23 protein-coding genes are annotated in these 24,774 nt (G+C 48.6%); 13 read left to right on the top strand and 10 right to left on the bottom strand.

Translation table 11 applies throughout. From position 1 onward, the window contains the following. Positions 1-4: 4 nt before the first annotated feature. The 6 genes from AC1S5B_RS23800 to AC1S5B_RS23775 form a co-directional block, all read right to left on the bottom strand. Positions 5-601: a pilus assembly FimT family protein gene (locus AC1S5B_RS23800; protein WP_482038144.1), complete on the bottom strand. Its 597-nt coding sequence runs from the start codon at positions 599-601 to the stop codon at positions 5-7. Positions 602-659: 58 nt separating this feature from the next. Next, the gene (locus AC1S5B_RS23795; RefSeq protein ID WP_482038143.1) at positions 660-1,775 is read right to left on the bottom strand and encodes a prepilin-type N-terminal cleavage/methylation domain-containing protein; all 1,116 of its coding nucleotides are present in this window, start codon (positions 1,773-1,775) and stop codon (positions 660-662) included. Between the two features lie 43 nt (positions 1,776-1,818). Continuing rightward, the gene (locus AC1S5B_RS23790) at positions 1,819-2,562 is read right to left on the bottom strand and encodes a type IV pilus modification PilV family protein (RefSeq protein WP_482038142.1); all 744 of its coding nucleotides are present in this window, start codon (positions 2,560-2,562) and stop codon (positions 1,819-1,821) included. A gap of 46 nt (positions 2,563-2,608) precedes the next feature. Continuing rightward, positions 2,609-8,002, bottom strand: a complete 5,394-nt coding sequence (gene hpsA / locus AC1S5B_RS23785; RefSeq protein WP_482038141.1) for a hormogonium polysaccharide biosynthesis protein HpsA — start codon at positions 8,000-8,002, stop codon at positions 2,609-2,611. A 611-nt stretch (positions 8,003-8,613) separates the two neighbouring features. Next, complete coding sequence (gene rpmB / locus AC1S5B_RS23780; protein ID WP_458651937.1) at positions 8,614-8,850, bottom strand: 50S ribosomal protein L28; 237 nt, start codon at positions 8,848-8,850, stop codon at positions 8,614-8,616. A gap of 248 nt (positions 8,851-9,098) precedes the next feature. Further along, the gene (locus tag AC1S5B_RS23775; RefSeq protein ID WP_482038140.1) at positions 9,099-9,698 is read right to left on the bottom strand and encodes a MiaE family protein; all 600 of its coding nucleotides are present in this window, start codon (positions 9,696-9,698) and stop codon (positions 9,099-9,101) included. 289 nt (positions 9,699-9,987) lie between these two features. Here AC1S5B_RS23775 and coaD point away from each other — a divergent pair, with 289 nt between their 5' ends. The 3 genes from coaD to AC1S5B_RS23760 are packed head-to-tail and all read left to right on the top strand — an operon-like array spanning position 9,988 to position 11,547. Then, positions 9,988-10,557, top strand: coding sequence for a pantetheine-phosphate adenylyltransferase (coaD, locus tag AC1S5B_RS23770; RefSeq protein ID WP_482038424.1), 570 nt, complete (start codon positions 9,988-9,990; stop codon positions 10,555-10,557). Beyond that, positions 10,449-11,147, top strand: coding sequence for an ATP synthase subunit B family protein (locus tag AC1S5B_RS23765; protein ID WP_482038139.1), 699 nt, complete (start codon positions 10,449-10,451; stop codon positions 11,145-11,147). Before coaD ends, AC1S5B_RS23765 begins: the two co-directional genes overlap by 109 nt. 34 nt (positions 11,148-11,181) lie before the next feature. Continuing rightward, positions 11,182-11,547, top strand: coding sequence for a hypothetical protein (locus tag AC1S5B_RS23760; RefSeq protein WP_482038138.1), 366 nt, complete (start codon positions 11,182-11,184; stop codon positions 11,545-11,547). Positions 11,548-11,683: 136 nt separating this feature from the next. Here AC1S5B_RS23760 and AC1S5B_RS23755 read toward each other — a convergent pair whose 3' ends face one another. The 3 genes from AC1S5B_RS23755 to AC1S5B_RS23745 form a co-directional block, all read right to left on the bottom strand. Then, positions 11,684-12,820, bottom strand: coding sequence for a beta-ketoacyl-ACP synthase (locus AC1S5B_RS23755; RefSeq protein ID WP_482038137.1), 1,137 nt, complete (start codon positions 12,818-12,820; stop codon positions 11,684-11,686). Between the two features lie 75 nt (positions 12,821-12,895). Next, positions 12,896-13,669 (bottom strand): peptidylprolyl isomerase, encoded by a 774-nt coding sequence (locus AC1S5B_RS23750; RefSeq protein WP_482038136.1) that lies wholly within the window; start codon positions 13,667-13,669, stop codon positions 12,896-12,898. Between the two features lie 120 nt (positions 13,670-13,789). After that, complete coding sequence (locus tag AC1S5B_RS23745) at positions 13,790-14,356, bottom strand: photosystem I assembly protein Ycf4 (protein WP_482038135.1); 567 nt, start codon at positions 14,354-14,356, stop codon at positions 13,790-13,792. Between the two features lie 279 nt (positions 14,357-14,635). Here AC1S5B_RS23745 and psbD point away from each other — a divergent pair, with 279 nt between their 5' ends. Together psbD and psbC are read left to right on the top strand one after the other, a co-directional pair. Next, entirely contained in the window at positions 14,636-15,694 is a 1,059-nt protein-coding gene (psbD, locus tag AC1S5B_RS23740; RefSeq protein ID WP_482038134.1) for a photosystem II D2 protein (photosystem q(a) protein), read from the top strand. Beyond that, the gene (gene psbC, locus AC1S5B_RS23735; RefSeq protein ID WP_482038133.1) at positions 15,678-17,066 is read left to right on the top strand and encodes a photosystem II reaction center protein CP43; all 1,389 of its coding nucleotides are present in this window, start codon (positions 15,678-15,680) and stop codon (positions 17,064-17,066) included. Before psbD ends, psbC begins: the two co-directional genes overlap by 17 nt. A gap of 101 nt (positions 17,067-17,167) precedes the next feature. On the opposite strand, the gene AC1S5B_RS23730 is transcribed toward psbC, so the two are convergent. Then, positions 17,168-17,764, bottom strand: coding sequence for a Fur family transcriptional regulator (locus tag AC1S5B_RS23730; protein ID WP_482038132.1), 597 nt, complete (start codon positions 17,762-17,764; stop codon positions 17,168-17,170). Positions 17,765-18,242: 478 nt separating this feature from the next. On the opposite strand from AC1S5B_RS23730, the gene AC1S5B_RS23725 reads away from it, so the two are divergent. The 8 genes from AC1S5B_RS23725 to AC1S5B_RS23690 all read left to right on the top strand — a co-directional run bounded on the left by AC1S5B_RS23725 (position 18,243) and on the right by AC1S5B_RS23690 (position 24,619). Beyond that, positions 18,243-18,959, top strand: coding sequence for a DUF4079 domain-containing protein (locus AC1S5B_RS23725; RefSeq protein ID WP_482038131.1), 717 nt, complete (start codon positions 18,243-18,245; stop codon positions 18,957-18,959). A 114-nt stretch (positions 18,960-19,073) separates the two neighbouring features. Beyond that, complete coding sequence (locus AC1S5B_RS23720) at positions 19,074-19,619, top strand: GbsR/MarR family transcriptional regulator (protein WP_482038130.1); 546 nt, start codon at positions 19,074-19,076, stop codon at positions 19,617-19,619. 95 nt (positions 19,620-19,714) lie between these two features. Then, a complete protein-coding gene (locus AC1S5B_RS23715; protein ID WP_482038129.1) occupies positions 19,715-21,064 on the top strand; it encodes an efflux RND transporter periplasmic adaptor subunit in 1,350 nt (449 codons plus the stop codon). Positions 21,065-21,069: 5 nt separating this feature from the next. Continuing rightward, the gene (locus AC1S5B_RS23710; RefSeq protein WP_482038128.1) at positions 21,070-22,290 is read left to right on the top strand and encodes an ABC transporter permease; all 1,221 of its coding nucleotides are present in this window, start codon (positions 21,070-21,072) and stop codon (positions 22,288-22,290) included. A 139-nt stretch (positions 22,291-22,429) separates the two neighbouring features. Next, complete coding sequence (locus AC1S5B_RS23705) at positions 22,430-23,152, top strand: ABC transporter ATP-binding protein (protein WP_482038127.1); 723 nt, start codon at positions 22,430-22,432, stop codon at positions 23,150-23,152. A gap of 153 nt (positions 23,153-23,305) precedes the next feature. Continuing rightward, positions 23,306-23,614 (top strand): RNA recognition motif domain-containing protein, encoded by a 309-nt coding sequence (locus AC1S5B_RS23700; protein WP_482038126.1) that lies wholly within the window; start codon positions 23,306-23,308, stop codon positions 23,612-23,614. A gap of 109 nt (positions 23,615-23,723) precedes the next feature. After that, complete coding sequence (gene rpsU / locus AC1S5B_RS23695; RefSeq protein WP_171573384.1) at positions 23,724-23,921, top strand: 30S ribosomal protein S21; 198 nt, start codon at positions 23,724-23,726, stop codon at positions 23,919-23,921. A gap of 116 nt (positions 23,922-24,037) precedes the next feature. After that, positions 24,038-24,619: a hypothetical protein gene (locus AC1S5B_RS23690; protein WP_482038125.1), complete on the top strand. Its 582-nt coding sequence runs from the start codon at positions 24,038-24,040 to the stop codon at positions 24,617-24,619. Positions 24,620-24,774: the final 155 nt, after the last annotated feature.

Here is a 24,774-nt window from a genome sequence, read left to right as displayed (position 1 = left end):
ACTCTCAACTATTACAACCGTTTTGGGTGCCCTCTGCCAAGCGAACCGATCCTAAAAGGGTTTCCACGATCGCGCATCGCTGGGTTTCAACTCCCGCCCCTTTCGGCTTTACCTTGATCACAAATTGACTGGCTGAATCGGTTCCAGGTTTTATCCAGTCTCGATCAACTGCCCCTTTATTATCAAATAGGATGTAAGTTGTATTGGCATCAGATGGAGATGCCGCGTTAAACTCCATGGCTCCTACTTTCACTTCTCCATCTCCCAGAGTTCTCCAGTTGTTGATTGCTATAATGTCTGGAAAAGTAGCCACACCCGCTTGAGGCACAATTGCAGCACGAGCAGGTGTTGTAATACCATCACCATCAAAAACTGCAAACCGTGCAATTCGGGTCGTCCGCGCTTGATTTTGCGCTTCTCGAATCACCTGCACTGACTGTTCCCGAATAGTATTAATTCGCTGACGATTCATTAAGGCAGTCCAGCTAGGAGCCGCGATCGCAAACAGTACACCAACGATGATAATTATCACTAACATTTCTATTAGGGTAAAGCCAGCGATCGATTTTCGGCGGCGAGAGCGTAACTTGTATGCATTCATGGTGGTTGCTCAAATCTAGAAGACTGAAATCATACTGAATTAAAACTACGCTTGAATACTAATCTTTTTTGCCGACGATGCCCCGCACCAACACTCGTGTTTGCAAAGGTGAAATCCGCTCACTATTATCGTTTGCCTTGACAAACCCACCTTGCCCAGTCACATTGCCCTTCAGTACCAATAAAACATCCTGGTTAGTTGTGGGGGGATTAACTTTTTTGCCCGTTACCGGATCAGTGATTTGTGCAACGATGCCGCCATCTCGCACGCAGGCATAAAAACTGCGGAACGGCGGAGCGCTAGCTTCAGTCGGGCTAAGCGATCGTTTTCGGGCATCATCATCGGTTCCAAACTCATCGCATTTTTGCGTAGAAGCATCACCTGGGGTTGTCGTATCCACAAAATCCACCAGTGCCACTGCCTGCCCCGTTGGCGGTACTGTCTGCCGAGAGCCAACTCCATCTTTGAGGGGCCACTGCTGAAACGTTAGCTCTGGCTCCTCCAACGGATCTACAAATCCTGGAGTTTGATCTTGTTCATTCGTGGGATCGGCTGGAAACTGGCTCAACTCATATCGTGTTAATCGTGCCTTGCCGTTCCAAATGCCAGTGTTGGTGCTATCTAGCCCATACACCACCAGCGAGTAGGAATACCCTGCCAGACAGGGCACCTTTGCCACTGTCATGGGGTTGTTTGCCACGACGGTGTCGAGTGGGCTGCCTAAATCATCAGCATTAGCTTTACATAGATCCCTAATTTTCTGAGGCAATTCTTTGGTTCGCCAAAATGCCAGCACTGCCATTTTATCGGGCTTTGCGTTAAGGGTGGCTGGGATATGGTTGACAATTCCAGGGCAGCTTTTCGCAAATATTGGATCATTCTTGCCCTCTAAGCACTCCCCATTGTAGACAAAGACTGCCGATCGCAGATCTTGAGCAACGTAATCCATTGCCGCTTGCATATCTTGCTGCACTTGAGTACGAGCCGCATCTTTTTGGTTCGTTTCGGTTAACTGCACCACGAGCGTCAGCAATGCCACCACAATCAAAGAGCCAATGATCATTGCCACCAAAAGCTCTAGCAGTGTGAATCCCTTGGCTCGGCGACCTTTTAGCCTCCCTTGAAGCACTGTTCGCAGCCGCTTGTGTCGATTGTTGGAGAAAAAGTGATGCATAGAAACTCTGCTGATTAAAAAGATGGTTTAAAGATAGGTTCAACTAAGGCTGTCCATCTACACAAGTAACTGAATCTGCCTGTCCCACACGAGAGACCTTAGTCGTCAATACTTGCATCGGTTGTCGCCCTGCGGCTGCCGCTGGATTATCCCCTGCCCTACCCGTGGTCAAGCCTAGACGCATCCGCGTTTCTGATAAATTGGTCATCGCATTACCCTCTTCATAGCCATACACCCGCACTGTTAAGTCAAACGAGTAAGGCACAACGACTGTTGGATCAGGTCTACAATCTTTTGTTCGCACGACTTGCATAGCAAATTTTGGTTTGCAATCGCCATTCACATCTACCGGAATCACTGTGCTTCCGGGTGCCTGCGTCGATGGGTCAGCAAAAGGATATTTGTTAGGGCAACCATCCCCGACAGAGGCAATTGCTCCAGCGACTCCACTTGCTGCCTTAGCAACGTCCTTACCGTCTACTGTAACGATCGTTCCTAATCCAGGTAGTTGGGTTTCTTTCGCCACCCCCCGCTCCATTAGGGTGCGAACCCGATCGACTTCTGCCTGAGCGATCGCGTTTGCTTGTTCTGCGCGGCGGGACTGAATCCGGCTGGCAGTGGCAACAAAAATTGGCGGTGTAATCGCAACGACGGTAATTGCAATAATCACGATCGCAACTAAACATTCAATTAACGTTAGCCCTGATTCACCCTTGCTGCGAGAAAGCAGAGGGGCAAATAGTTGCCAGGAACCGGGAATTGGAGAGGGGGTAGGACGCGATCGCATCGGGAGTACCTGAGAGAAACGGCAGAGCAAACAATGACAACAAGAACTAGGTGGGGCAATTGAGCGAATTGAGCGAAGTGGCATCAAAGCCTGTGGGTGGTTGAGCTTTCAGAGCAGTACAGAGTTTTTTCATGTATTCATCGGAACCAGGGGGTTCTGTATAAAACTCGTTTTTCTCGTTGCTGAGGGAGGTAAAGCGAGAAGCGGCTGGGCTTGCCTGAGCCAGTTGTAGCCCAACATCATAACCCCAGAGACGAGCAGGCGGACGGTAGGGAAGCACTTCTCTCCCAGCGATCGGCGTTTCGCCCGGTTCCCAGCTATCGTCATCAAAGGGCCCCGTTGCATAGTTGCTAAAGTTAAGCTGTAAAAACGAGCCGGAAAAGCGAAGTCGGGCGTTACCATCACCCCAGTTTTCCAGAAAGCGAGGGAAGTTACTCAAGGCTCCATAGCCCTGGAATTTTTGGGCAGGCACCACCCCACTGACCATGATTACATTTACGCCTGTTTCAGCATCTGTCGGAACTCTTTGTAGGGTACGCGCTCCACTGTTTGTGGAGTTTTTGTTGTCCATATAGTCACCCCTAATCGCTGTGTCGTTAGTGGAGCTATATTCCACCGGAACCGGGGTTTTATTGGCAGTGGTTGGGTTAGCAATAATTAGCCCGTTGCCGTTGCGAGAGATTTTTACGGGTGACTGGAAGTCGCCTGGATTTTCCCGTTCCCAGTTCCAGCCAGAAGCGTTGGTTAAATCGACCACGGGGCGGTTTTGGTTGAGAAAGGAGGTTGCTCCGGCATTGGCATCATTCAAACAGCCACTTGTACCCGTTGCTGCATCAAAACTGCCAAATAGAGCCTTGTCTGTATCGTTATAAACCTCTGCGCCTTGTTTAGTGCCGCTAGTATAAACAGCACGAGTGGCATCGCTACCCGACGAGGTGGTGTTACTAATGCCGCCTTCGTTTGAACTGGCGCGTGGTCCTGCGGACAGGAAGGTGTCGATCGCGCTGCCATCACAGAAGCGATCGCTCAAAATCGAAACGCTGTCTGCCAAAATTTCTGAGGGTCGCCACAAATCTTCTTTGGGGTCTGCGAATTGTGTTTCAGGGTTAGTGTCAGCGGTGGCATCCCGATTCGTGTAGAAGGTGGCATCGTTGTAGGCTGCGGGATCATTAGGCAACTTCGCTTTGAACTCTTCCAATCTATCGTCCGATTTATTGGAACCGTCCAGTCCAGAACCTGGCTGGTGCAGGTTGAAGTTGCCCATGATGTAGGTGGGTTGGTCGGAGATGAAGGATAGCCCCCGGAAGTTGTCAGTATCCGGCACGGAACCTCCCCGCTTCAGCGTTGCCCCGTTGCGGAGGCGGAAGCCATGAGGACGGCGATCGGGGTCAGCAACAAAATCAACAGGCTTGGGAGAAACCCCAAACCTTGGATTCACTGCCGGATCTTTTTCTGCACCAGGAATAGTTGCATCGGTATAGGCTAGGGTTCCCGGTTCACGGGCGATCGCATCTTCTCGCACGGCATCTTCCCGGAAAGCGTAGACAATGCCACTTGCAGGAAGCCAAGTATCATCACCAATCGCGGTTTTTCGCAGCATATCCAGGTCGATATCCAAGGCACGAGTTGGCATCCATTCCCGCCCGTTAAATATCACCTTATCCTGGAACGGAATTGCAGCGATCGCGCCATTGGGAGTAATGATCCGGTTGGGGTTAGGAACAGTGGCAGCCGGAGCCGCGATCGTGGGTTGCACCCAATTTGCAATGGGTAGAGGTGTCACGCCTAAATTAACCGATTTTTCTGCTGGAAACCCTCGAAAAGGCTTGTAGCTGAACTTCTCAATTCCCGTTGGAGCAGTGTTAGCGGCACTTGTATAAGAAGGAAAAGGCGCAGCATAATTTTCACTGAGCCTATCCGTCGTAAGTGGTGCAGTGCTAACTGGCTGATAGGTAAATGCGTTAGGAGTTCCTGTGATGTAAGGCTCTGCCCAAGGCTGAAATGCAGCGGGAAGTGTGGCTAACGCAGGATTTCCTGGTTGACGATGATCAACCAATACCCCTCCAACAGTTTCAGTGGCTCCAATTCGATCATGGTTAAATTCAGGAAAAATGTAATACAGCGAAGGAAACTTTGGGGCAACGAGGGCACGCTTCAAATCTGGCGGTATAGTAGTAGCGGTCAGTGCAGGGTCACTAAATACTGTGTTTGGAGTCCCAGAACCTGCCACCTTTTTAAATTCGACATCGGTGGTGGCTGGAACCTCAGGCTTCAAAGTGTCGGCAGGGGGAACTCCTGCTAAGACTTCCAAACCTCCAGCCGCCCCAGAAGGATAGTTATTATCACCCGGATAATCACGAACAGCACCGGGGGGAATTACGGTTCCACAGAGGCGAGATAAAGCTAAGCGCCGTCGAGCCTGTATACCCCGTAAATTCAAGGCGGCTGCGTCAGCAGGACCCGGCGTGTTTGCACCAGTGATGCTAAAAATGTTCGGATTACAGGCTGAAGACCAAAGAGTCGGCTTATCAGTTACGAAACCAGTTACACCTCTATAAGAAACCAGATAAGGATTGTAGTTCCAAGTGTTTGCCGCAGGAGAGGGACGGAACCCATAGGTTCTGTCTCGCCGAATCTGATAATGCTCGTGAATTAAGAGTCCTAGCTGATAGCGCCCATACAGTGGATCGTTCTCTAGGTCAACGGTTGCTCCAAGAGTCGCTTGCAGTTGCTTACGCAATTCTGCCAGAAACATATCTGGGGTAACGCGATCATAATCACGCGGATTGTAATCTGCGATGGCAGTAGGCGGTGTACCAGCAGGAACATTAGCGGCTGGGTAGCCATACGTGGCTAAAGCTGTAGAAGGTAAAACTTCACCATTTCTAATGTCACCATCCATCAACTTATATAAGTCCTCCCCTAGATTAGATTGTCTCGTGGCGTTAGTAGCGGCGCTATTAGAAGGATCAAAATTTTGAACTTGGTTGATGTTGTATGCCAACATACCCAACATGCAGCCTGCGGTTTCTAGATAGCTTTGATCCGCTGGGCTTCGATCTGCAACGGGTATAGCAATGGCACGTTGCAGGTTAGAAAAGTTTCCCCACATGGTAAGGGTCGGGTCGGGGTGAATTTTCCCAGCTTCTTGCTTCGGCGGGAAGGCTCCATCTAGTTCTCCAGCAAAGTTTGCTAAGTTTGCCAGCGCTGTCGTCATGGCAGCAGACGTAACATCAGGGGGAGTAAATTCCCAACCGTTCGTGCCTTTGCCGTAAAAGAAATCAACTAAAGGATCTGAACCTCCGGTAGCTTTGGAAGACGAAAAGTTGACTGATTGGCGTAGGGTGTAGGGTGAGCCGGGATGAGCGGTCAGCGCAAGGCAAGCAGCGGGAGCGCGTCCATCCGCAATTCTATAGTGATAGACGGTTGCGGCTTGAACTGCCGCTAGGTTATCTCGCAGTGCCCGTCGTTGCTTGGTTTCATGCTTGCGATTAGCATTGGCAGTACCCGTGTAAGCATAGGGTGGGTAAAGCGGATCACCCGGATCGTCGCTTTTATCCTTGCTTAGGTTGGCATCTGTAACTGGCACATTAACGTAAGTAGTTTTGTGTCTCAAGTCGTCAAAGGTTCCGTCTCCAGCGGTGACTGCTCCGGTAGCAGTTAAAACTTGAGCAGTAGTATCAGGGCGATCTTGGGGGGCGACCCAGCCGTAGGGGTTGCCGAGTTCTAGGCGCTCGCCCACCAGGATTCTCATGCCGCCTGTGTATTTCTTGGAGGTGGCGGTATCTGAATCTTTGAAAGTGCGGCGCTCCCAGTAACCATCCAATCCGGGCTTATCGCCATTGATGGGAAAGTCAGCGATCAGGTCAGATTCGCTGGCATTCTCGCCCACTTTTTTTCCATCGGGAATTGAAATTGCAGCACTGTAACGCACCTTGGGCCCGTAGCGGTTGTCTGCTCGGTAGAAATCATCCACATAGGGTTGAGTCGTAGTGGCATCGCTCGCAAATCGACCAGGGTTGAAGTCGGTGGGCTTGATTGGGGCAACGATAGCGCCCTCATTCGTCACGTCTGGGGTTCTTGCCTGATGAATGTCTTCCGTTAACAGCTTCACCGGATCGGTAGAAATTCCAATCACATCTTTAGATTCGGTTGCCCAGTCATTGCCAGTGGTGATGGTGCCTGAAGCAAAGGTGCCACCATTATATTTATCAACCCGCTGACCGTTTTGATAGGTAGTATCCTGTCCTAACTCTGCTGACGCAATGATGCCCTTAAATGGAACACCACCATTCACCTGTTCTGGAGCATTTGCAGGCAGGGATGGGTTGACCACGAACTCGCGTACCGAGATCTCTGAGTTGCTTTCGGGCTTAAATAAGCAAGATTTGGTAGCGCTAATCAAAAAGCTGTTGAACTTGCCTGTTGCCCGCGCCATGAAGATGTTGCCCTCGCTGTGCATGGCACCATTCCAGTTCATCTGTGAACCAGAAACCGCGTCTAGATCATACTTAAACCAGGCTCCCCATTTGTTGCCTCGGTCTAGCTTATAATCTTGCAAAAATTCTAGAGTGGTGAAATTAACCGGGTTCCCACCTTTGATTTTTGTTTGATCCACCACAAAGGCATCCACTTGAAAGCGCTTCCGCAAAATGGAGGTGTTGGAAACATCCTGAAACCAGCCGCCCTCTACCTTGGAGCCACCGCCCTTGGTGCGACACTTCACCGCAGAGCTATTGCTTTGAGGTCCAGACCGCACATAAGGACCATCGTTTTTTCTATCTAATGTGCCATCTTCTGCGACACCATTAGCTTTTTCCTGATCCGACAGTTGAAGCAACGCCACAGGACCAATTGGATTCGCGTCAGTGGTATCGGGGGTGGAAAGGTTGATGGAATACACGATCGCATTGTCGCCATCCTTATAAGTCCAAGCGTTGTCTAGCTTCCCATCGGCATTAATGTCAATCCGGGTTTCATCATCTAGTTTGTAAGGGTTTACACCCGGCAATGCAGCTACTTCAACATCTGCTTCACCCACCTTGCGGGTTGATTCATTCAGTAGCATCGCAATCATAAATTCTTCGGAAGGGGTGCCGCTGGGCAATCGGGCATCTTTGCCAAACAGGTAGTCGAGCTTAGAACGGGCGCGGTCGATCGCGGGGGTTGCCGCATTATAAATCTGGCGACTTTGGACATTACCAATCGTGCGAGTGGTGCTGTTAAACGAGCGGAAGGTCAGCGCTCCCGTAGTCAGCGTCACCACCAAGATCAGAAAAACTGCCGTGGGCAAGACAAACCCTGCCGATCCGGGGCGACGGTTTAGCAGAAAGACGGTTCGCAGCAGCCAGTTCATCATGGCTTTGGTGAGGCGGCGAGAGAGCTTCCAAACCTGTTTCAAGATGGGTTGAAGTTTTTTGGCTAACTTGCGATCTGACATGGCTGCGTCCTGAGGGTAGTGGGGAAGGAAAAGGGAAAAAGAAGAAGCAGGAAATATAGAAGAAACAGGAAATATAAAGTTAGCGAGTGATGAAACCGAAAGAAAGGTTCCAAATCCAGTAAATTATGAACGAGTTTTTGGGAAAAGCTACCGATTTCCAAAGCTGCTGAGGGGAATGATTCAACTAATCGATCAGTAAAGTTTTAGTTCGCGAGTCGGATGAAAGTTGAATCTAAGGCAACAGGGAAACGGGCTTGAGGGAACAGGAGGGATAAACGGTTGCAAAGGGACTATGGATGATCACACTCTAATGCAGCCATGTTACCCACTCTGTGTGAAAAAGATATCAACCTAATATAACAATTATGTGAATTGCCTCTGTGTGAACTAGGTCACACGCAAAAAACAAAAAAGGACATACTGATGTGTGCCCTTTTCAAAAAAACGCGATCGCGTTTTTCCTTTGGTCCTAATTGTTGTTATCTAATGTGCAACTAAAGTCAGCCCACCTTGGGGGAAGCAAGAATTTCTCAAAGTCCCGCTCCCACTCTGGGAAAGGGATTTAGGGTGAGGGAGATTGGGAAAGTCGCCCATCGCGCATTGTTTTGATATTAATACTTGTTCAGGTCTATTCCGGCTTCTTTTGCAAAGGCAGCAATCGTTTTCTTCTCTAGGGTTTTAATTGCTTTAGTCGAAAGGTGTAAGCGTACCCAGCGGTTTCCTTCTGCCCACCAAACGCGCTTCCACTGCAAATTTACGCCTTGCAGCTTCTTAGTACGGCGATGAGAGTGAGAGACAGCATAGGCGTTATTTGCTTTTTTTCCAGTTAATTCACATCTGCGACCCATACCAGCCTCCAGCTTTTCATATCTTCGGTTTATTCAGTCCTTCATTATATAGAGGGAAGGGAAGATAATGCAATGACTCGCACCTCAGGGCAAACGCATCTTAAATTTCGCTACCTTCAAACACTTCTTTTAAAACGACATTTTTGACCCGTGGAGACGGTTTTCAGTTCCCCACTGTCCGCGAATACCGACGGTTCCTTGCTCGATAATTGTCTTTAGTTGCACATTACCTTTAGTTGCACATTAGGTTAACTATGAATTCGAGGTTCAGGATGCAGCACGGAGAGTAGCTCACTTTCGATCGCTGCCAGTTCTGCTAGTCGCTGATCGACCAAATCGCGATCGCAATAGGTTGTTGCCAAAACCCAGTAAATGCCATAGTGTTGTGCTTCCGATGCCATTAGCCCCCGATAAAATTTTGCCAGTGACCGATCTGGGCAATGGGTTCCCAGCAACCCTAAGCGCTCGTGGCTGCGGGCTTCAATGAGCGCCGACACTAGCAGCGAATCCAGCAGGCGATCGGGTTCTTGCGATCGAATTTGCTTGCTCAAACTAGCGCCATAGGGAGAAGCCGCCAAAGGTGCTAAGGGAATGCCCCGCTGCTCCAAAATCTGGTTGACCTGATCGAAGTGTTCCAGTTCTTCTTGGGCAATGGCAGTCAGCGATCGCACCAGTTTTGTATGTGCCGGGTAGCGAAACATCAAATTTAGCGCCACTCCTGCTGCCTTGCGCTCACAGTGGGAATGATCCAACAAAATCGTGTCTAAATTTGCCAACGCCTGATCTAGCCATGCGTTTGAAGTGGGGTTTTTCAAAAATTTAATCGTTGGGGCGATCGAAGTCATCATGGGATCAGGGTTCAGGGTGTTTAATCTAACAGCTTAAGGGTTAAGAGACTTGCATAAAGATAAAGTGGCAGCCCTGTCTAGCTCACATAATCCGCGATTTCCAAGCTATTTTTTGATGCAGCTATAAAAATGAAATGCTACGCTCCTTACCCTTTTATAAAAGATCCTTCTCTCAAGCCATGCTACGACCGGAAAACCATCCGTTTCTGTTGAACTTGTCTTTATCTTCCTGCTTTTAAACTCGCATTTGCTCTTATAATCGCCTCATCAGTTGATTTGGTTTCCATTGGTGTTTGCAATTTACCCTGGCAGTTTCGACCCAATCACCCTTGGGCATTTGGACGTAATTGAACGGGGTTCTCGCCTGTTTGAGCAGGTTATCGTAGCCGTTCTACGCAACCCAAACAAAACACCCCTGTTTACTATCGCAGAGCGCATGGATCAGATTCGGCGTTCTACGGGTCATCTCACCAATGTTGAAGTGGACAGTTTTGATGGGCTAACGGTGACTTACGCAAAAATGCGACAGGCAAATGTGCTGCTGCGAGGTCTGCGGGTGCTATCTGATTTCGAGATGGAGTTGCAGATGGCGCATACTAATGAAACGCTTTCAGAAGAAGTTGAAACCGTTTTTTTGGCAACCTCCAACGAACACAGCTTCTTAAGCAGCAGTTTAGTCAAAGAAATTGCTAAGTTTGGCGGTCCAATAGATCATCTTGTCCCTCAACCTGTCGCCCCAGATATTTACAAATGTTACGCCAAGATTCTTCCAATATCGAGCCTCAAGCAGGATTCAATACCAGTGTTGGAGCCTCCCAAAACGGAGTTTCTTCCAGGGAAGGTGGACGAACCGGAGTAGACATTCAGCGGGAGTTGAATCGTCTAGAGGAGATGATTCTTGATAGTCCTCGCTTTTTTGGGCGAACTTTTTTGGATGAAGAGCGCATTATTGAGCAGCTTGATCAGATTCGTTTAAGTCTGCCGGATGCGTTTCACGAGGCGGATAGCATTGTGCGTCATAAGGAAGAAGTCTTTTTGCAAGCAGAGCAGTATGCTCAAGAAATTATTGATACTGCCGATCGCCGCTCGAATCAACTAATGAACGAATCAACGATTGTGCGGCAGTCGGAGATGCAAGCGCAGCAGATTCGGCAGCGGGTGCAGCAAGAGTGTGAATCGATTCGGGAGCAGACGATCGCCGAAATTGATCGAATGCGGCAACAGGCACAGCAAGAGTTGGAAGAAATGCAGCGGATGGCGATCGCGGAATGTGAGGCAATTCAAGCCGGAGCCGATGACTACGCCGATCGCACCCTGCTTGACATGGAGTCTCAGCTTGGCGAAATGCTGCGGATTGTCCGCAATGGTCGCCAGCAGCTACAGCCCGAATCGCCTACTCGTGGCAACTTTGGGCAGGGTGGAATGCGTCCCTCTCAACGCAGCAAGTAACCTAGGCTGCCTAGATCGGTTCAAAATTTTCAGAGTGGGAAAGTTGAATGGCAATAGGGAAGGCTATCGTTCAACAGTTTCTACCGCCGAGATCAGCCGCGTCTTAAAGCTGAGTAGATCTGCACTTATCTCAGTTCCTAACCGCTTTCAACTGAAAGATGAGCATAATCATGTGTTATTGGGCACCTGGCTGCCTAACGGATTACGCGAAAAATATGTGCTGCTTGCTTCCAAAAATAAGCGCTATGAACGCTGCTGGGAACGATCGCGACTTGGATGGAAACGATTGTTTGAAGATCAAGGGTTACACGTTAGGTTAGAAGCGCTTAAACCTAGAATATTGAGTTCCTTGCTGCCTGCCACTCGATACAATTTGTATCTTAAGAAACCCAGCGTTTAAGGGCTGAAATCGCTATTCAAACTTATACACTTGCCGGATTTGAATGGAAGTATGGAGAATGCGATCGCTGACGGCGGGCTGCTGTAAGGACGACTCTGAATTAAAAGCTCCATGCTGTGATTAATTGTAGAGTATTTCAAAGACACGATTTTAGAGCGATCGCGCCATTCTGCCCACCAAAGCCAAAGCAGAGGCAAAGAGCATGATCCAGTTTGGCAGAGCGGGTTTGGGTGACAAAATTTAGGTCGAAATCTGAGTGCTGTAGCCCCACATTCGGCGGCAACTGTTGGTGTTTGAGCGCCATTAGGCAAAATGCGGCACCTATGGCACCAGATGCGCCGATCGTGTGTCCGGTTGCACCTTTGGTGGAGCTAACTGGAGCATTGGGCAAAAGCTGCTGGATCAACGCGGCTTCGTTGAGATCGTTGAGTTGAGTGGCGGTTCCGTGGGCGTGGATGTAGCCAATGTTTGAAGGAGTTAACCCGCTACGATCGAGGCATTGTTTAACCGCGATCGCAGCCGCCCGACTATTCGGCTTCGGGGCACTCATATGATATCCATCCGCTGTGAACCCCCAGCCCATAATTTGACCGTAGGGTTTGACTTGGCGCTGGTGGGCTAACTCGGCAGATTCCAGCACGAACACGGCACCGCCTTCACCCAAAACCAACCCCTCGCGATTGCGATCAAACGGATAGGCTCCTGTCTTTGCCAAAGCTCCCATCTGGCGAAATCCGGTCAGGGTGAGTGGCGTAATCGGGGTTTCCGCGGCTCCCGCCAGCACGCGATCGCACTGCCCCGTTTTGATCAGTTCATAGCCTTGGACGATCGCCCATAGCCCAGTAGCACAGGCTGCCATCGGCGATAAGACTGGAGCCTGGGTGCCAATGAGTCGAGCCGCTGCGATCGCTGCCCCATTGGGCAACGTATTCAGCCATTCCCGCAGTCTATCATTTTGGTAACGCTGATCAATAGCTTGCCCTGCCAAAGTTTCCCACTGTGCTTGATGACCCCGACTAGACCCGATTACCACACTGCAGTCAAGCAAAGGTGGTTCTAATCCTGCGTCCTCAATTGCCGCGAAGACAACCTGCTCAGTTAAAGCATTTAGGGCGATCGGCTGGGTGTCAATCAATGCAGCAGGGAACGGATCGAGATCCCTAAAAGGCTGATGAAATTTAATACCAGAGTTTCCTGCAAGCAAATGTTGCCAAGTGTACTCTAAGGAGCCAAGGGCAGAACCTAGCCCAATTCCCGTGATTACAACATCCATATATAAATCCGCAGCCAACCAGTTAACCGCGTAGAACCATCAGTTCGTCCGTTCATTTCTGGCTAGTTGCTTAGATCACGCGCCTTTTTTCAAATCGCCGCCACTGACCACTTTGATCGATTCGATGCGATCGCCCTGCTGAATCTTATCAACCGTTTCCATGCCTTTCGTCACATAGCCAAACACTGCATAGTCGCCATCCAAAAAGCTTAAGTCAGTCAGCGCAATATAAAATTGCGAAGATGCAGAATCAGGGAGAGAAGACCGAGCCATCGCGATCGCGCCACGAGTATGACGGAGTTTGGGTTTTACGGTAATACCTGCCGTTGCAAAGGTTTGAGAATAGATTGGCTTGTCCGCGCCTACAGGCTTAATTTCTAAAGGAATGTAACGAGGTTTAGACGTTGCAGGATCAATAAAGCTGCCAGTTCCCAACCGTTCAGATGGGAAATTAGTATCCTTGCTTTGGGGATCGCCTCCCTGAACGACAAACGGTTGAGGCTCACGCACAACCCGATGAAAAACCAAGCCCGTGTAGACTCCTTTTTGTGCCAGATCAATAAAATTCCCGGCTGTCACTGGAGCGTTCGCGCCATCTATTTCAAGGGTAATCGGCTCACCTTTGACAACCATCTCAACAGTCGCCTTGCCCTCCAGTTTTGGTAAGTTAGTCGGCTGCGTACCCGCTGCGATTCCCGTAGGGATCGTTTCACGAATCGCCGTTGGGGTATCTGTTGGACTTGATGCCGGACTCGCCGATGCTTCAGTGGTTACCTGAGATGAACAACCCACGATCGTCAAAGCACCTAGCACTAGAAAAAATGACAATAAACGCCGAAAAACCTTCATAATCGCTATCCAATTAACAAATCCTACCAATTCAGTCAAAATTGAGTGAATCTCACTTTACAAGCCTAGCCTGGAGCTTAATGTAAGAGTCTGAAAACAGTCCAGACGCTTTTTCCCAGACTACAGCCCTTCCAAGGGAACACCCAAGAAGCGTGCTAAATCAGCGCCTTGGTTTTCTAGTGCCGAAAGCGCCAACGGTTGTCCCACTCGTGTTAAGGGCACGTCTCGCAACCCTTTGACGCGCAAATATAAGGATCGTTTTGGATTAATCCCTTCTCTCAGATCCACTCGGATGGCTTGGACATCTTCAGTCTTACAGGTCACCTCAATCTGGCGGTTTTTGCCAGGAAACCCCCACCGAAAAATTTTGATTTGACCTGTGGCACGATCAAACTCGTTATAGCCACCCCCCACATCCAAAAAAATAGTTAGCCATAAGTACAGCGCAAACAAAGTGCCAGCGGTGCCATAGAAGCCCATTGCAATTCCTTGAGGGATGAAAATCAGACGGGTAGGATCAGAAAATGGTAAGAGATTTACTTTGAGATAGCTAGAAATGCCAGCCAGCAGAAAACCTACTCCCCCAATGGTGACAACAACAGCCGATAAGTAGTTGCTGGCGCGACGAGAGCCGACCACAGTTTGCCGTAGGAGTTGCTGTTCTTTAGACGGTGTTTGTGCGGTCATAAATACAACCAGTTCGTGTTAGCTAGATAAATAGATATTCTTTCTCCCTCATCTTATCGGATAGGAAGCCTCCCGCAGCTTTGTTGTATCAGAAGCCACAGCTTGACAGCTTATCCCTGTAAAGTTTAAACCTGTGAAATTTAAACATTGATGTTGAAATATTAATGAGAATCTTCGTATCAGTTTGTAAAATTTCTGATTTCTCCTATGATGTATAGACATATGAGCCTTTCACTCTAGATTTTTTGCACTTTTAGTAACCCTAGAGGATTTGAATCCATGACCGTAGCACTGGGGCGCGCGCCTGCAAAACAAGGGCTGTTTGATGCTCTTGACGACTGGCTGAAACGCGATCGCTTTGTCTTTATCGGCTGGTCTGGCTTACTGCTCTTCCCCTGCGCCTACATGGCAATTGGCGGATGGCTAACCGGCACCACCTTCGTCACCTCCTGGTATACCCACGGACTGGCATCATCCTATCTTGAAGGCTGCAACTTTCTGACCGCAGCCGTTTCCACTCCTGCCGATAGCCTAGGGCATTCCCTGTTGTTCTTGTGGGGACCCGAAGCTCAAGGCGACCTGACCCGCTGGTTCCAACTCGGCGGCTTGTGGGCATTTGTTGCCCTCCATGGCGCATTTGCTCTGATTGGCTTCTGCCTACGCCAAATCGAAATCGCTCGGTTGGTCGGCATTCGTCCTTACAACGCGATCGCCTTCACCGGTCCGATTGCCGTCTTCGTCTCCGTCTTTCTAATCTATCCCTTAGGACAATCAAGCTGGTTCTTTGCCCCCAGCCTAGGCGTTGCTGGCATCTTCCGGTTTATCCTGTTCGTCCAAGGGTTCCATAACTTCACCCTCAACCCCTTTCACATGATGGGCGTTGCCGGAATTTTGGGTGGAGCCTTGCTCTGTGCCATCCATGGAGCGACGGTGGAAAACACCTTGTTTGAAGATGGCGAAGGCTCCAATACCTTCACCGCCTTCTCCCCTACCCAAGCCGAAGAAACCTACTCCATGGTGACGGCGAACCGCTTTTGGTCGCAGATCTTTGGGATTGCATTCTCCAACAAGCGCTGGCTGCACTTCTTCATGTTGTTTGTGCCCGTCACCGGACTGTGGATGGCATCGATTGGCATCATTGGTCTAGCGCTCAATTTGAGAGCGTATGACTTCGTTTCTCAGGAAATCCGAGCCGCAGAAGACCCTGAGTTTGAAACGTTCTACACTAAGAACATTCTGCTCAATGAAGGCATTCGCGCTTGGATGGCTCCTCAAGACCAGATTCACGAAAACTTTATCTTCCCTGAGGAGGTTCTTCCCCGTGGTAACGCTCTCTAATAATTCAGTCATTGCCGGCGTTGGTCGCGACCAACAATCCTCTGGCTTTGCATGGTGGTCTGGTAACGCTCGTTTAATTAATTTGTCTGGTAAACTGCTGGGCGCTCACGTTGCTCATGCAGGTCTGATTGTTTTTTGGGCTGGAGCAATGACCTTGTTTGAGGTCGCCCACTTCATTCCTGAAAAACCTATGTATGAGCAAGGAATGATCCTGCTTCCTCATCTAGCCAGCCAAGGATGGGGCGTTGGCGCGGGGGGTGAAGTTCTTGATACTTTCCCTTACTTTGTCATCGGCGTTCTTCATCTAATCTCTTCGGCTGTACTTGGGTTTGGTGGCATTTATCACGCTATTCGTGGTCCTGAAGTTTTGGAAGATTATTCCAGCTTTTTTGGCTACGACTGGAAAGATAAAAACCAAATGACTAATATCATTGGCTATCACCTAGTTCTGTTAGGCTTGGGTGCATTCTTGCTCGTCGCTAAAGCCATGTTTTTTGGTGGTCTGTATGACACTTGGGCACCGGGTGGGGGTGATGTGCGTGTGGTTACTAACCCAACCTTGAATCCTGCTATTATCTTCGGCTATTTAGCTAAGTCTCCTTTTGGTGGCGACGGCTGGATCGTCAGTGTGGATAACCTGGAAGATATTGTAGGGGGTCACATTTGGGTCGGTTTGATCTGCATTGCTGGCGGTGTCTGGCACATTTTGACAAAGCCCTTTGGCTGGGCACGCCGCGCTTTGGTTTGGTCTGGCGAGGCTTACCTTTCCTACAGCATTGGCGCTCTGTCGTTGATGAGTTTAATTGCTGCTTGTTTCGTGTGGTTTAACAACACTGCATACCCCAGTGAGTTCTATGGTCCTACAGGTCCTGAAGCGTCTCAAGCGCAAGCAATGACTTTTTTGGTTCGTGACCAACGCTTGGGTGCAAACGTGGGTTCTGCACAGGGTCCTACAGGTTTGGGGAAATACCTGATGCGATCGCCGACTGGTGAGATCATCTTTGGTGGAGAAACCATGCGCTTTTGGGATTTCCGTGGACCTTGGCTAGAGCCATTGCGTGGACCTAATGGTTTGGATCTGACCAAGATTAAGAATGATATTCAACCTTGGCAAACTCGCCGTGCGGCTGAGTACATGACCCATGCTCCCTTGGGTTCGATCAACTCTGTAGGCGGCGTAGCGACGGAGATTAACTCATTTAACTACGTGTCGCCTCGTGCATGGTTGGCATCATTCCATTTCCTGATGGGATTTTTCTTCCTGGTGGGTCACCTTTGGCATGCAGGGCGCGCTCGTGCTGCCGCTGCTGGTTTTGAAAGAGGCATCGATCGCGAAGATGAAGCGGTTCTATCAATGCCAGATCTTGACTAACTCCCAGATCTTGACTGACTCTTAGTCAATCGAGGCATCTTTTCATAAAAATGGCTCCTGTAATTTACGCAGGAGCCATTTTATTGTGTCTATTCAGTGAACTAAGATTGTGGACTTGAAACTTCAGATTTTTCGGTCGGCTCCATACTAGCAATGGATTGAGAACACATCCAATGGCTAGGAACCGAAGCGGGCCAACCCATTCTGAGAGCTTCAGGGCAAATAGTATAAATCGTTAGTTGGCAATCGATCATTTGAAATCCGGCTCTATCAACTTGTTTCAGCCCTTGCTTCCAAATGGAGTCATTTTCAAATTCAATCGTGCGGTTGCATTGCACACACACTAAATGGTGGTGGTGGTGAGGTGAGGCAGAGTTTAATTCATAGTGTTTATGCCCTTCAGCAAGTTCAAGTTCACGCAAAATGCCCATGCGCGCCATCAACTTGACAGTGCGATAAACCGTAGAAAGGCTGATTGGCTCCCCACGCTGACCTAATATGTCGTGCAGTTCTTCTGCACTGAGGTGATTACCTCTAGGCAGCGTTTGAAACACCTGTAGGATAGTTTCCCGTTGGGGGGTCAATCGCCAGCCCTTTGAATTTAATTCCGATTTGAGTGAACCAGCCGTGTAGGAAAACATAGTCGCCTCTGAAGCTAAGGCTTGCATTTGATGTTGCCATGATAATTCTAACGTCATTCAATTTCAAGAAGACAGCTTATTGAGAATCTATTGCAGAGATCTGATGGCATCCCCTTTAATGTGATTCGGCAGTCTATCCGAACAACACTGCCGAAGAGGTGGCGATGGGTGTTCGTTGTTTTGTGAGATGCTATAGCTTTAAGAAAGCGAACGATACAATTTGCGATCGCGCCTATGACGCAAACCTAGTTGATGATTTTAATTCCTATCAGATGGTAGTTTTTAAAAAATTATTTGAAAAGTTCCCAAGACAATGCACCTTGATTATCTAGCCTAAACTAACCACCGAATAGGTAAAACAGACTGACTGCATACATCCATTGTTGCGTTTGCATCGTACCTTTGAAGGAATCTAGGATTATCATCTCTACTTTTACGACCAATATTCTTATCGTGGAGCAGAACTCGGTATGAACTGAATGTTCCGCATTATGAATGTTTTAACTTGTCTAGCAAAACTTAAAGAGGTGCTACTATGCTCGACTTTGCAGATGTTCTGCGGTTAGTCCATCCAGCGATCGCAGTCACAGTTGTGTTTCCAATCATCGGCATGGTGCTGAGGATGGCGTGGTTAACCCGTGAACGGCGGCTCAAAGTGGCTGAAGAAGGAAAAAGTAAAATTCCGCCTGGTGTAGGGCAAGACCATTTGAAATTAGGACGCTGGTTAGCTGGATCGGTCGTTGGAGTAGAGCTACTCGGCATTACTCGCCCGATGTTTAGCAAAATTCTTAAGGATCAATTGTGGAACACCGACCCGTTCAAATTTATCTTGATTTTATTGATGTATGTCGTCACTATTAGCTCTCTGGTGATGCTTTATAGAGTGCAGAAAAAACTTTGGCGCGGCATTTTTGCAACCTTGTGTGGTGCTTCATTGGTGGTTCTTAGCCTGCAAGACGGCATCTATCGTCGAGATAATGAATGGTTTGTTTCCCATTTCTATTTTGGTGTGACTGCTACCTTGCTAATGATTTTTTCCCTCGCAATCATTCAAGACATTTATCAAGACCGTAGCCACCGCTGGCGGATTATCCACGCAACCTTAAATTCGGTTGCTGTGTTGCTGTTTATGGCTCAAGGCATAACTGGAACCCGTGATTTGCTCGAAATCCCGCTTTCGTGGCAAGAATCTCATATCTATCAATGCGACTTTGCCAATCGGAAGTGTCCAGAACCTACACCTCAAAAATAGAAGAGGGAGCAAGGCTAACAGCACTGAATTCTCTATTTAGAATGTTTAGTCATTGCTGAACATAAAAAACTAATATATGTTAAGCTGTGTGCATGGCAAAAATTCAAAGGTGCTGTGAACTTGAACCCCGTAATTAGCGCACAACGACATGGAGTAGAACAGTTGCCAGTGGCGATCGCACCAACTGAGCAATTGACTACAGAAGAGCATTTTCAGTTTATTGAAGCCGTAGGACTTTCGTTTGAAGGGGTGAGCTTACCTCGGATGGCTGGGCGTGTTTTTGGCTGGCTACTAATTTCCAATCCGCCTCACCAGTCCCCCACCGAACTAGCAGAAGTATTGCAGGCAAGTAAGGGTTCCATTAGTACGATGACCCGACTATTGGTGCAACTTAGCTTAATTGAGCGGATTAGTCTGCCAGGGCAACGACGCGACTATTTTCGGATTAAGCCCAACGCTTGGTCTGAACTCAGCAAACAGCGTTTGGCACAAATTGCTGCTTTTCGGCAATTAGCTGACCAAGGCTTGAAATTGTTGGAGCAAAATGATCCGCTTCTACGTCAGCGGTTAGAAGAAATGCGGGATATTCATGCATTTTGGGAGAAAGAGCTAACCCTGATGAGCCAACGCTGGGAACAGCATCAGCAAACCCTGCTCTAGTGTTTCTCCAATCTATCTCCTAACCAGTAATCGCTCCAAACTCTGTTTTTTCTTGACTCTTCTCTCTTCTTTTTCTCTCTTAACTTTTAACGACTATGCAACTTCCACTTATTGATAAAGTCAGCAAAAAATCTACTCCCTGGACGGTTGGGCTATTGGCATCTGGATTGGTTGGCGTTTCGACGATCGCTTACTTTGCCATTAATGGGCAAGCACCTAAGCAAAATTTATCGACCTATACGGTGCCTGTACAGCAAAAAGATGTGACGGTGCGAATTGCGGCAAACGGTGAGGCAGTGCCCGTACAGCGGTTAAATTTGAACCCGAAAACAGCGGGTCGATTAGCCAAGCTTTATGTAGAGCAGGGCGATCGCGTGCAGCAGGGTCAAATCATCGCCCGGATGGATAGTCAAGAACTTGAGGCAAGGCGAGATCAAGCCTCAGCAGAACTGGCGCGAACTCAAGCAAACTTGGCGTTGTTGAAAGCAGGGAATCGTCCTGAAGCAATTGGGCAAGCGCAAGCATCGGTTAGCCAAGCCCAAGCAGAAATCGCCGCTGCCCAAACCCGGCTAGACTTGGCAGGTACACGAGTGCGGCGAAATCAATCGTTGGCAAATGAAGGTGCTATTAGCCGCGATCGCCTGGATGAAGTCCTCAACGAAGAACGCAGCGCCAGAGCGAATCTGGAACAGGTGAAAGCGCGCTATACCAGTTCGCAACAACAGCTTACCCAACAGAAAAACGGCTCTCGAATTCAAGAAATTGAGCAAGCTGCCGCTCAAGTTGCTGCTGCCCAAGCCAGCCTACGACAGATCGACACTCAGATGGAAGACACGGTGATTCAAGCGCCCTTTTCTGGCGTAATCACTCAGAAAAATGCCACCGAGGGCGATTTCGTCACTCCGACCAGTTTCGCTTCCAGCACCTCTTCGGCAACGTCTATTGTCACTCTAGCCAACGATTTAGAAATTCTCGCCAAAGTACCCGAAGTAGACATTGGACAAATTAAGCAGGGTCAAGCCGTGGAACTGCGAGCAGATGCATTTCCTAGCCAAACCTTTAAAGGGGTTGTTCGCCTTGTATCCCCTGAAGCAAAAGAAGATGCAACCCAACGGGGCGTGATCACCTTTGAAGTGCGGGTCAAACTACTGACTGGTAAAGATAAACTGCGCTCTGGCATGACGACCGATCTGGCTTTCTTAGGCAAACAGATTAATAACTCGTTGATGGTGCCGACGGTAGCGATCGTCACGGTAAAAGGTCAAACAGGCGTACTGCTACCGGATAGCAACAACAAGCCTAAGTTTCAGCCTGTGACGATTGGTCCCAATATTGGCAACGAAACTGAAATTATCAACGGCATCAAATCGGGTGACCCAGTATTTGTGCAGTTGCCTGAAGGCCAGAAGCTTGACGACATTGTGAAGGGATTGGAGAAGAAATAAGCGCCATGGATTTTTTAGAAAGCACTAAGATGGCGGTGAAAACGTTGACCGCCAATAAACTTCGCAGCACCTTAACCATGCTGGGCATCATTATTGGGAATGCGTCGGTGATTGCGGTGATTGGCATTGGTCAAGGCGCTCAACGGCTAGCTTCAGAGCAGTTTGAATCTTTAGGACCCAATGTCTTGTTTGTTTCTCCAGGCACCAACCAAGCGCGCAATGGTCCTCGTGGTGATTTACCCAAAACGTTGGTGTTGGAAGATGCCAAGGCGATCGCGTCCCAAGTTCCCTCTGTTCAAGCTGTAGCCGCGCAGCGACAAAGCCAGTTTCCTATCGTCTACCGCAACCTCAACACCAATTCTACAGTGGTAGGAACTACCCCCGAATTTCTGTCTGTTCGCAGCTTTGATATAGCAAAGGGGCGGTTTATTACCCAGCAGGATATGGAGCGAAACACTCAGGTCGTAGCATTAGGAGCAGATGTGGCGACGCGCTTTTTTGGCAATCAAGACGCGATCGGGCAGGAAATTCGGATTAAGGGCATTACCTTTCGCGTGATTGGAGTGATGCAACCGAAAGGAGCATTTTTGGGCACTAGTCAGGATGATTCAGTCTATGTGCCAATTACCACTCAGGCAAATCGGCTGTCGGGGCGCACTTCCCCCTATGGCTTAGATGTCAACATCATCTCGATCGCCGCAAAAAACGAAGCCAGCATTCCTGCCGCAGAGTTCCAAATCACCAATTTGCTGCGCCTCCGCCACAAAATTACTGGAGATGATGATTTTACCGTTCAAACTCAAAAAGATGTGCTGGCGATTGTAGGCACGATTACCGGAGGTCTGACGGTGATGCTGGCAGCGATCGCCGCAATTTCCCTGGTAGTAGGCGGCATTGGCATCATGAACATTATGCTCGTTTCCGTCACCGAACGAACCCAAGAGATTGGCTTGCGGAAAGCGATCGGAGCTTCCCAGCAAAATATCTTGATCCAGTTCATGATCGAAGCCGTAATCCTATCTGCTGCTGGTGGACTATTGGGTACAGGGGTTGGCATTGGTGCCGTGACGCTGGTTGCTGCCATCTCACCCCTGCAAGCGGCGGTTTCTCCTGTGGCGATCGCGGTTGCAGTCGGAGTCTCCGGTGGCATTGGCTTATTCTTCGGCGTAGTTCCTGCCCGTCAAGCCGCTAAACTTGACCCGATCGTTGCGCTCAGAAGCGCTTAAACAATTTTGAAGAGGAGGAGGGCGTAGCATTCGGGCAAAACCCTTTGCAACGAACCAAAGATTGTTGCCCGAATGCTATGCCCCTACAATTCAAACCTCAAATACAATTCAAACCTCAAACCTTCCCACCCCTCCTCCCATGCCTAAATCCACTATCATTCGGCTTGAAGACATTTATAAAATCTACGGCTCTGGCGAAACAGAAGTCCGTGCATTGGCTGGAGTCAATTTAATTGTAGAAGAAGGAGAATTTTGCTCAATTATGGGTGCCTCTGGATCGGGCAAATCTACGATGATGAACGTGATTGGCTGTCTCGATAAGCCGTCATCAGGTCGCTATTACCTAGATAATGTAGATGTATCTCATTTAGATGACACTGCTCTGGCTCACGTGCGGAACCGCAAACTAGGGTTTGTGTTTCAGCAGTTTCACCTATTATCCCAACTGAGTGCCCTAGAAAACGTGATGCTGCCATTGGTCTATGCCAATGTTCCTGATCGCGATCGCCGAGATCGCGCCACTGAAGCTTTAACGAAAGTTGGGTTAGCGCATCGGCTCAACAATAGACCCAATCAGCTATCTGGTGGACAACAGCAACGGGTCGCCATTGCCAGAGCGATCGTCGGGGAACCGGTGGTGCTACTGGCAGACGAACCCACAGGCGCACTTGACTCCCATACGACCGAAGAGATTTTGCAAATCTTCTCAGACCTTAACGCTAGTGGCATGACTGTTGTCATGGTCACTCATGAACCTGATGTTGCCCGCCGCACTCGTCGTATTATTTGGTTCAAAGATGGTGCTATCCTGAATCCATCTCTCGCTCCAAACGAACTCAACCAAACTATGGCACTAGCATAATCAACCAAAAATAGACATGAAGCGGTCTTTTGTCACTATGCTATGATGCTCCAATAGGTGATTATGTTCGGCTGTTCAAAGCGCTTCTGTTCATGAGTGTCTCTCTCCGAATTTAACCCTCATCCACTTTTCTATGTTTCGGAGACGATCTTTATGTCGATTTATGTTGGTAATCTGTCCTATCAGGTTGCAGAAGATGACTTAAAACAAACTTTTGGTGAGTATGGCACCGTTAAACGTGTGCAGCTACCTACTGATCGCGAAACAGGTCGTGTTCGTGGTTTCGCATTTGTGGAAATGGGAACAGAAGCCGAAGAAGCGACCGCCATTGAGGCGCTGGATGGTGCCGAATGGATGGGACGAGATTTGAAAGTGAACAAAGCCAAGCCTAGAGAAGAACGAGGTTCGTCAGGTGGCGGTTGGGGTGGAGACAATAATAGAAGCCGCGATCGCAGATTCTAAGCTCTACTCGGCAAGCAAAATTTTAGAGTTCCAGCAGAGCCAGTTAGCTGCATCACTCCGCTGGAGCATTTTATGTTTTTAGTTCACAGTCATATGAGGGATAGCTAGAATGGCTCAAGTAGTTCTAGGGGAAAATGAAGGAATTGAATCTGCTTTGCGCCGATTCAAGAGACAGGTTTCAAAAGCAGGGATTTTTCAAGACATGCGAAAAAATCGGCATTTTGAAACACCCTTAGAAAAAGAAAAACGCAAAGCTGTTGCCAAGCATAAGCAGCGTAAACGGAACTCTCTATTTCGCTACAAGTAAATGCTGCATTGAGTTCATCCATTGCCTTGTTTGTACCTTGTATCACTTAGCCAATAAAAGACTTAACGGCAATCAGTCTGGGTGGTAATAATCGAACTCATCCAAGATTTCACGATATGACTCCAGAATCTATCCGTGTCCTTTCCAGTCTTAGAACTGAGTTCTACACTCAGTTTGTGTCTGCAATGCAAGTACCTGTCAAAATTAGTGGCAGTTCTTACAACAGCATATCCTTCGTTGCATCTTGGCTAAATGACCGAGAACAGCTTAATTATCTAAACATCTATGCTTACACGGCTCCTGATGAGCTAGCGGTTAAGCGTCCCTTTATTCTGCGGGTTGCAATTAATAAAGGGGCTGGCAACATGGGTTTTGCTCGACAGGCGCAGGCTTTTAGGGGTGTCAATCAGAAATGGCAATTGGAACTGACTGTTTTGCCCGATCAACTCCTAGATTTTTTGCCTTGGATTGTTGATCTGGTTCAGGCTCATGCTAAGGGGGACTCGTCGTTTATGCAAGAACCTCCTCACCCCGTAACGCTTGAACGTTCTAACTGGCTCCTGACTGACATGATTTGGAGTACGCAGGCTGAACAGAAGCTAGAATTACAGGCGCTAGAAGAGCTTGCCGAACCTCCCATCACTAACCTAAGCGAAAAAAGTAATCCGCCTGTGAACGCCGCTTTTTGGTTGAGTTGAAAGTTCTATAAAGCCTATCTATAGAACGTTTGACTTCCTGTACTCAGCGACTTGAAAACTTACACAACTGCCGTAGAAGTAATATTTTGATACTTCTACGGTTTTTTAAAGAGTTACAAAGATGCGCTTAAGCACCGGGATAATAAATCTTAAAG

It is taken from the genome of Leptolyngbya sp. CALU 1928 (assembly GCF_056784215.1).
Note: the sequence above shows the minus strand (reverse complement) of the source record. Positions and strands in the feature narration are given on the sequence as shown.

Coding starts and splice junctions, on each gene's coding strand:
- AC1S5B_RS23800 (WP_482038144.1), bottom strand. CDS start 601: ATGAATGCATACAAGTTACGCTCTCGCCGCCGAAAATCGATCGCTGGC.
- AC1S5B_RS23795 (WP_482038143.1), bottom strand. CDS start 1,775: ATGCATCACTTTTTCTCCAACAATCGACACAAGCGGCTGCGAACAGTG.
- AC1S5B_RS23790 (WP_482038142.1), bottom strand. CDS start 2,562: ATGCGATCGCGTCCTACCCCCTCTCCAATTCCCGGTTCCTGGCAACTA.
- hpsA (WP_482038141.1), bottom strand. CDS start 8,002: ATGTCAGATCGCAAGTTAGCCAAAAAACTTCAACCCATCTTGAAACAG.
- rpmB (WP_458651937.1), bottom strand. CDS start 8,850: ATGGGTCGCAGATGTGAATTAACTGGAAAAAAAGCAAATAACGCCTAT.
- AC1S5B_RS23775 (WP_482038140.1), bottom strand. CDS start 9,698: ATGATGACTTCGATCGCCCCAACGATTAAATTTTTGAAAAACCCCACT.
- AC1S5B_RS23765 (WP_482038139.1), top strand. CDS start 10,449: ATGTTACGCCAAGATTCTTCCAATATCGAGCCTCAAGCAGGATTCAAT.
- AC1S5B_RS23755 (WP_482038137.1), bottom strand. CDS start 12,820: ATGGATGTTGTAATCACGGGAATTGGGCTAGGTTCTGCCCTTGGCTCC.
- AC1S5B_RS23750 (WP_482038136.1), bottom strand. CDS start 13,669: ATGAAGGTTTTTCGGCGTTTATTGTCATTTTTTCTAGTGCTAGGTGCT.
- AC1S5B_RS23745 (WP_482038135.1), bottom strand. CDS start 14,356: ATGACCGCACAAACACCGTCTAAAGAACAGCAACTCCTACGGCAAACT.
- psbD (WP_482038134.1), top strand. CDS start 14,636: ATGACCGTAGCACTGGGGCGCGCGCCTGCAAAACAAGGGCTGTTTGAT.
- AC1S5B_RS23730 (WP_482038132.1), bottom strand. CDS start 17,764: ATGACGTTAGAATTATCATGGCAACATCAAATGCAAGCCTTAGCTTCA.
- AC1S5B_RS23725 (WP_482038131.1), top strand. CDS start 18,243: ATGCTCGACTTTGCAGATGTTCTGCGGTTAGTCCATCCAGCGATCGCA.
- AC1S5B_RS23715 (WP_482038129.1), top strand. CDS start 19,715: ATGCAACTTCCACTTATTGATAAAGTCAGCAAAAAATCTACTCCCTGG.
- AC1S5B_RS23710 (WP_482038128.1), top strand. CDS start 21,070: ATGGATTTTTTAGAAAGCACTAAGATGGCGGTGAAAACGTTGACCGCC.
- AC1S5B_RS23705 (WP_482038127.1), top strand. CDS start 22,430: ATGCCTAAATCCACTATCATTCGGCTTGAAGACATTTATAAAATCTAC.
- AC1S5B_RS23700 (WP_482038126.1), top strand. CDS start 23,306: ATGTCGATTTATGTTGGTAATCTGTCCTATCAGGTTGCAGAAGATGAC.
- rpsU (WP_171573384.1), top strand. CDS start 23,724: ATGGCTCAAGTAGTTCTAGGGGAAAATGAAGGAATTGAATCTGCTTTG.
- AC1S5B_RS23690 (WP_482038125.1), top strand. CDS start 24,038: ATGACTCCAGAATCTATCCGTGTCCTTTCCAGTCTTAGAACTGAGTTC.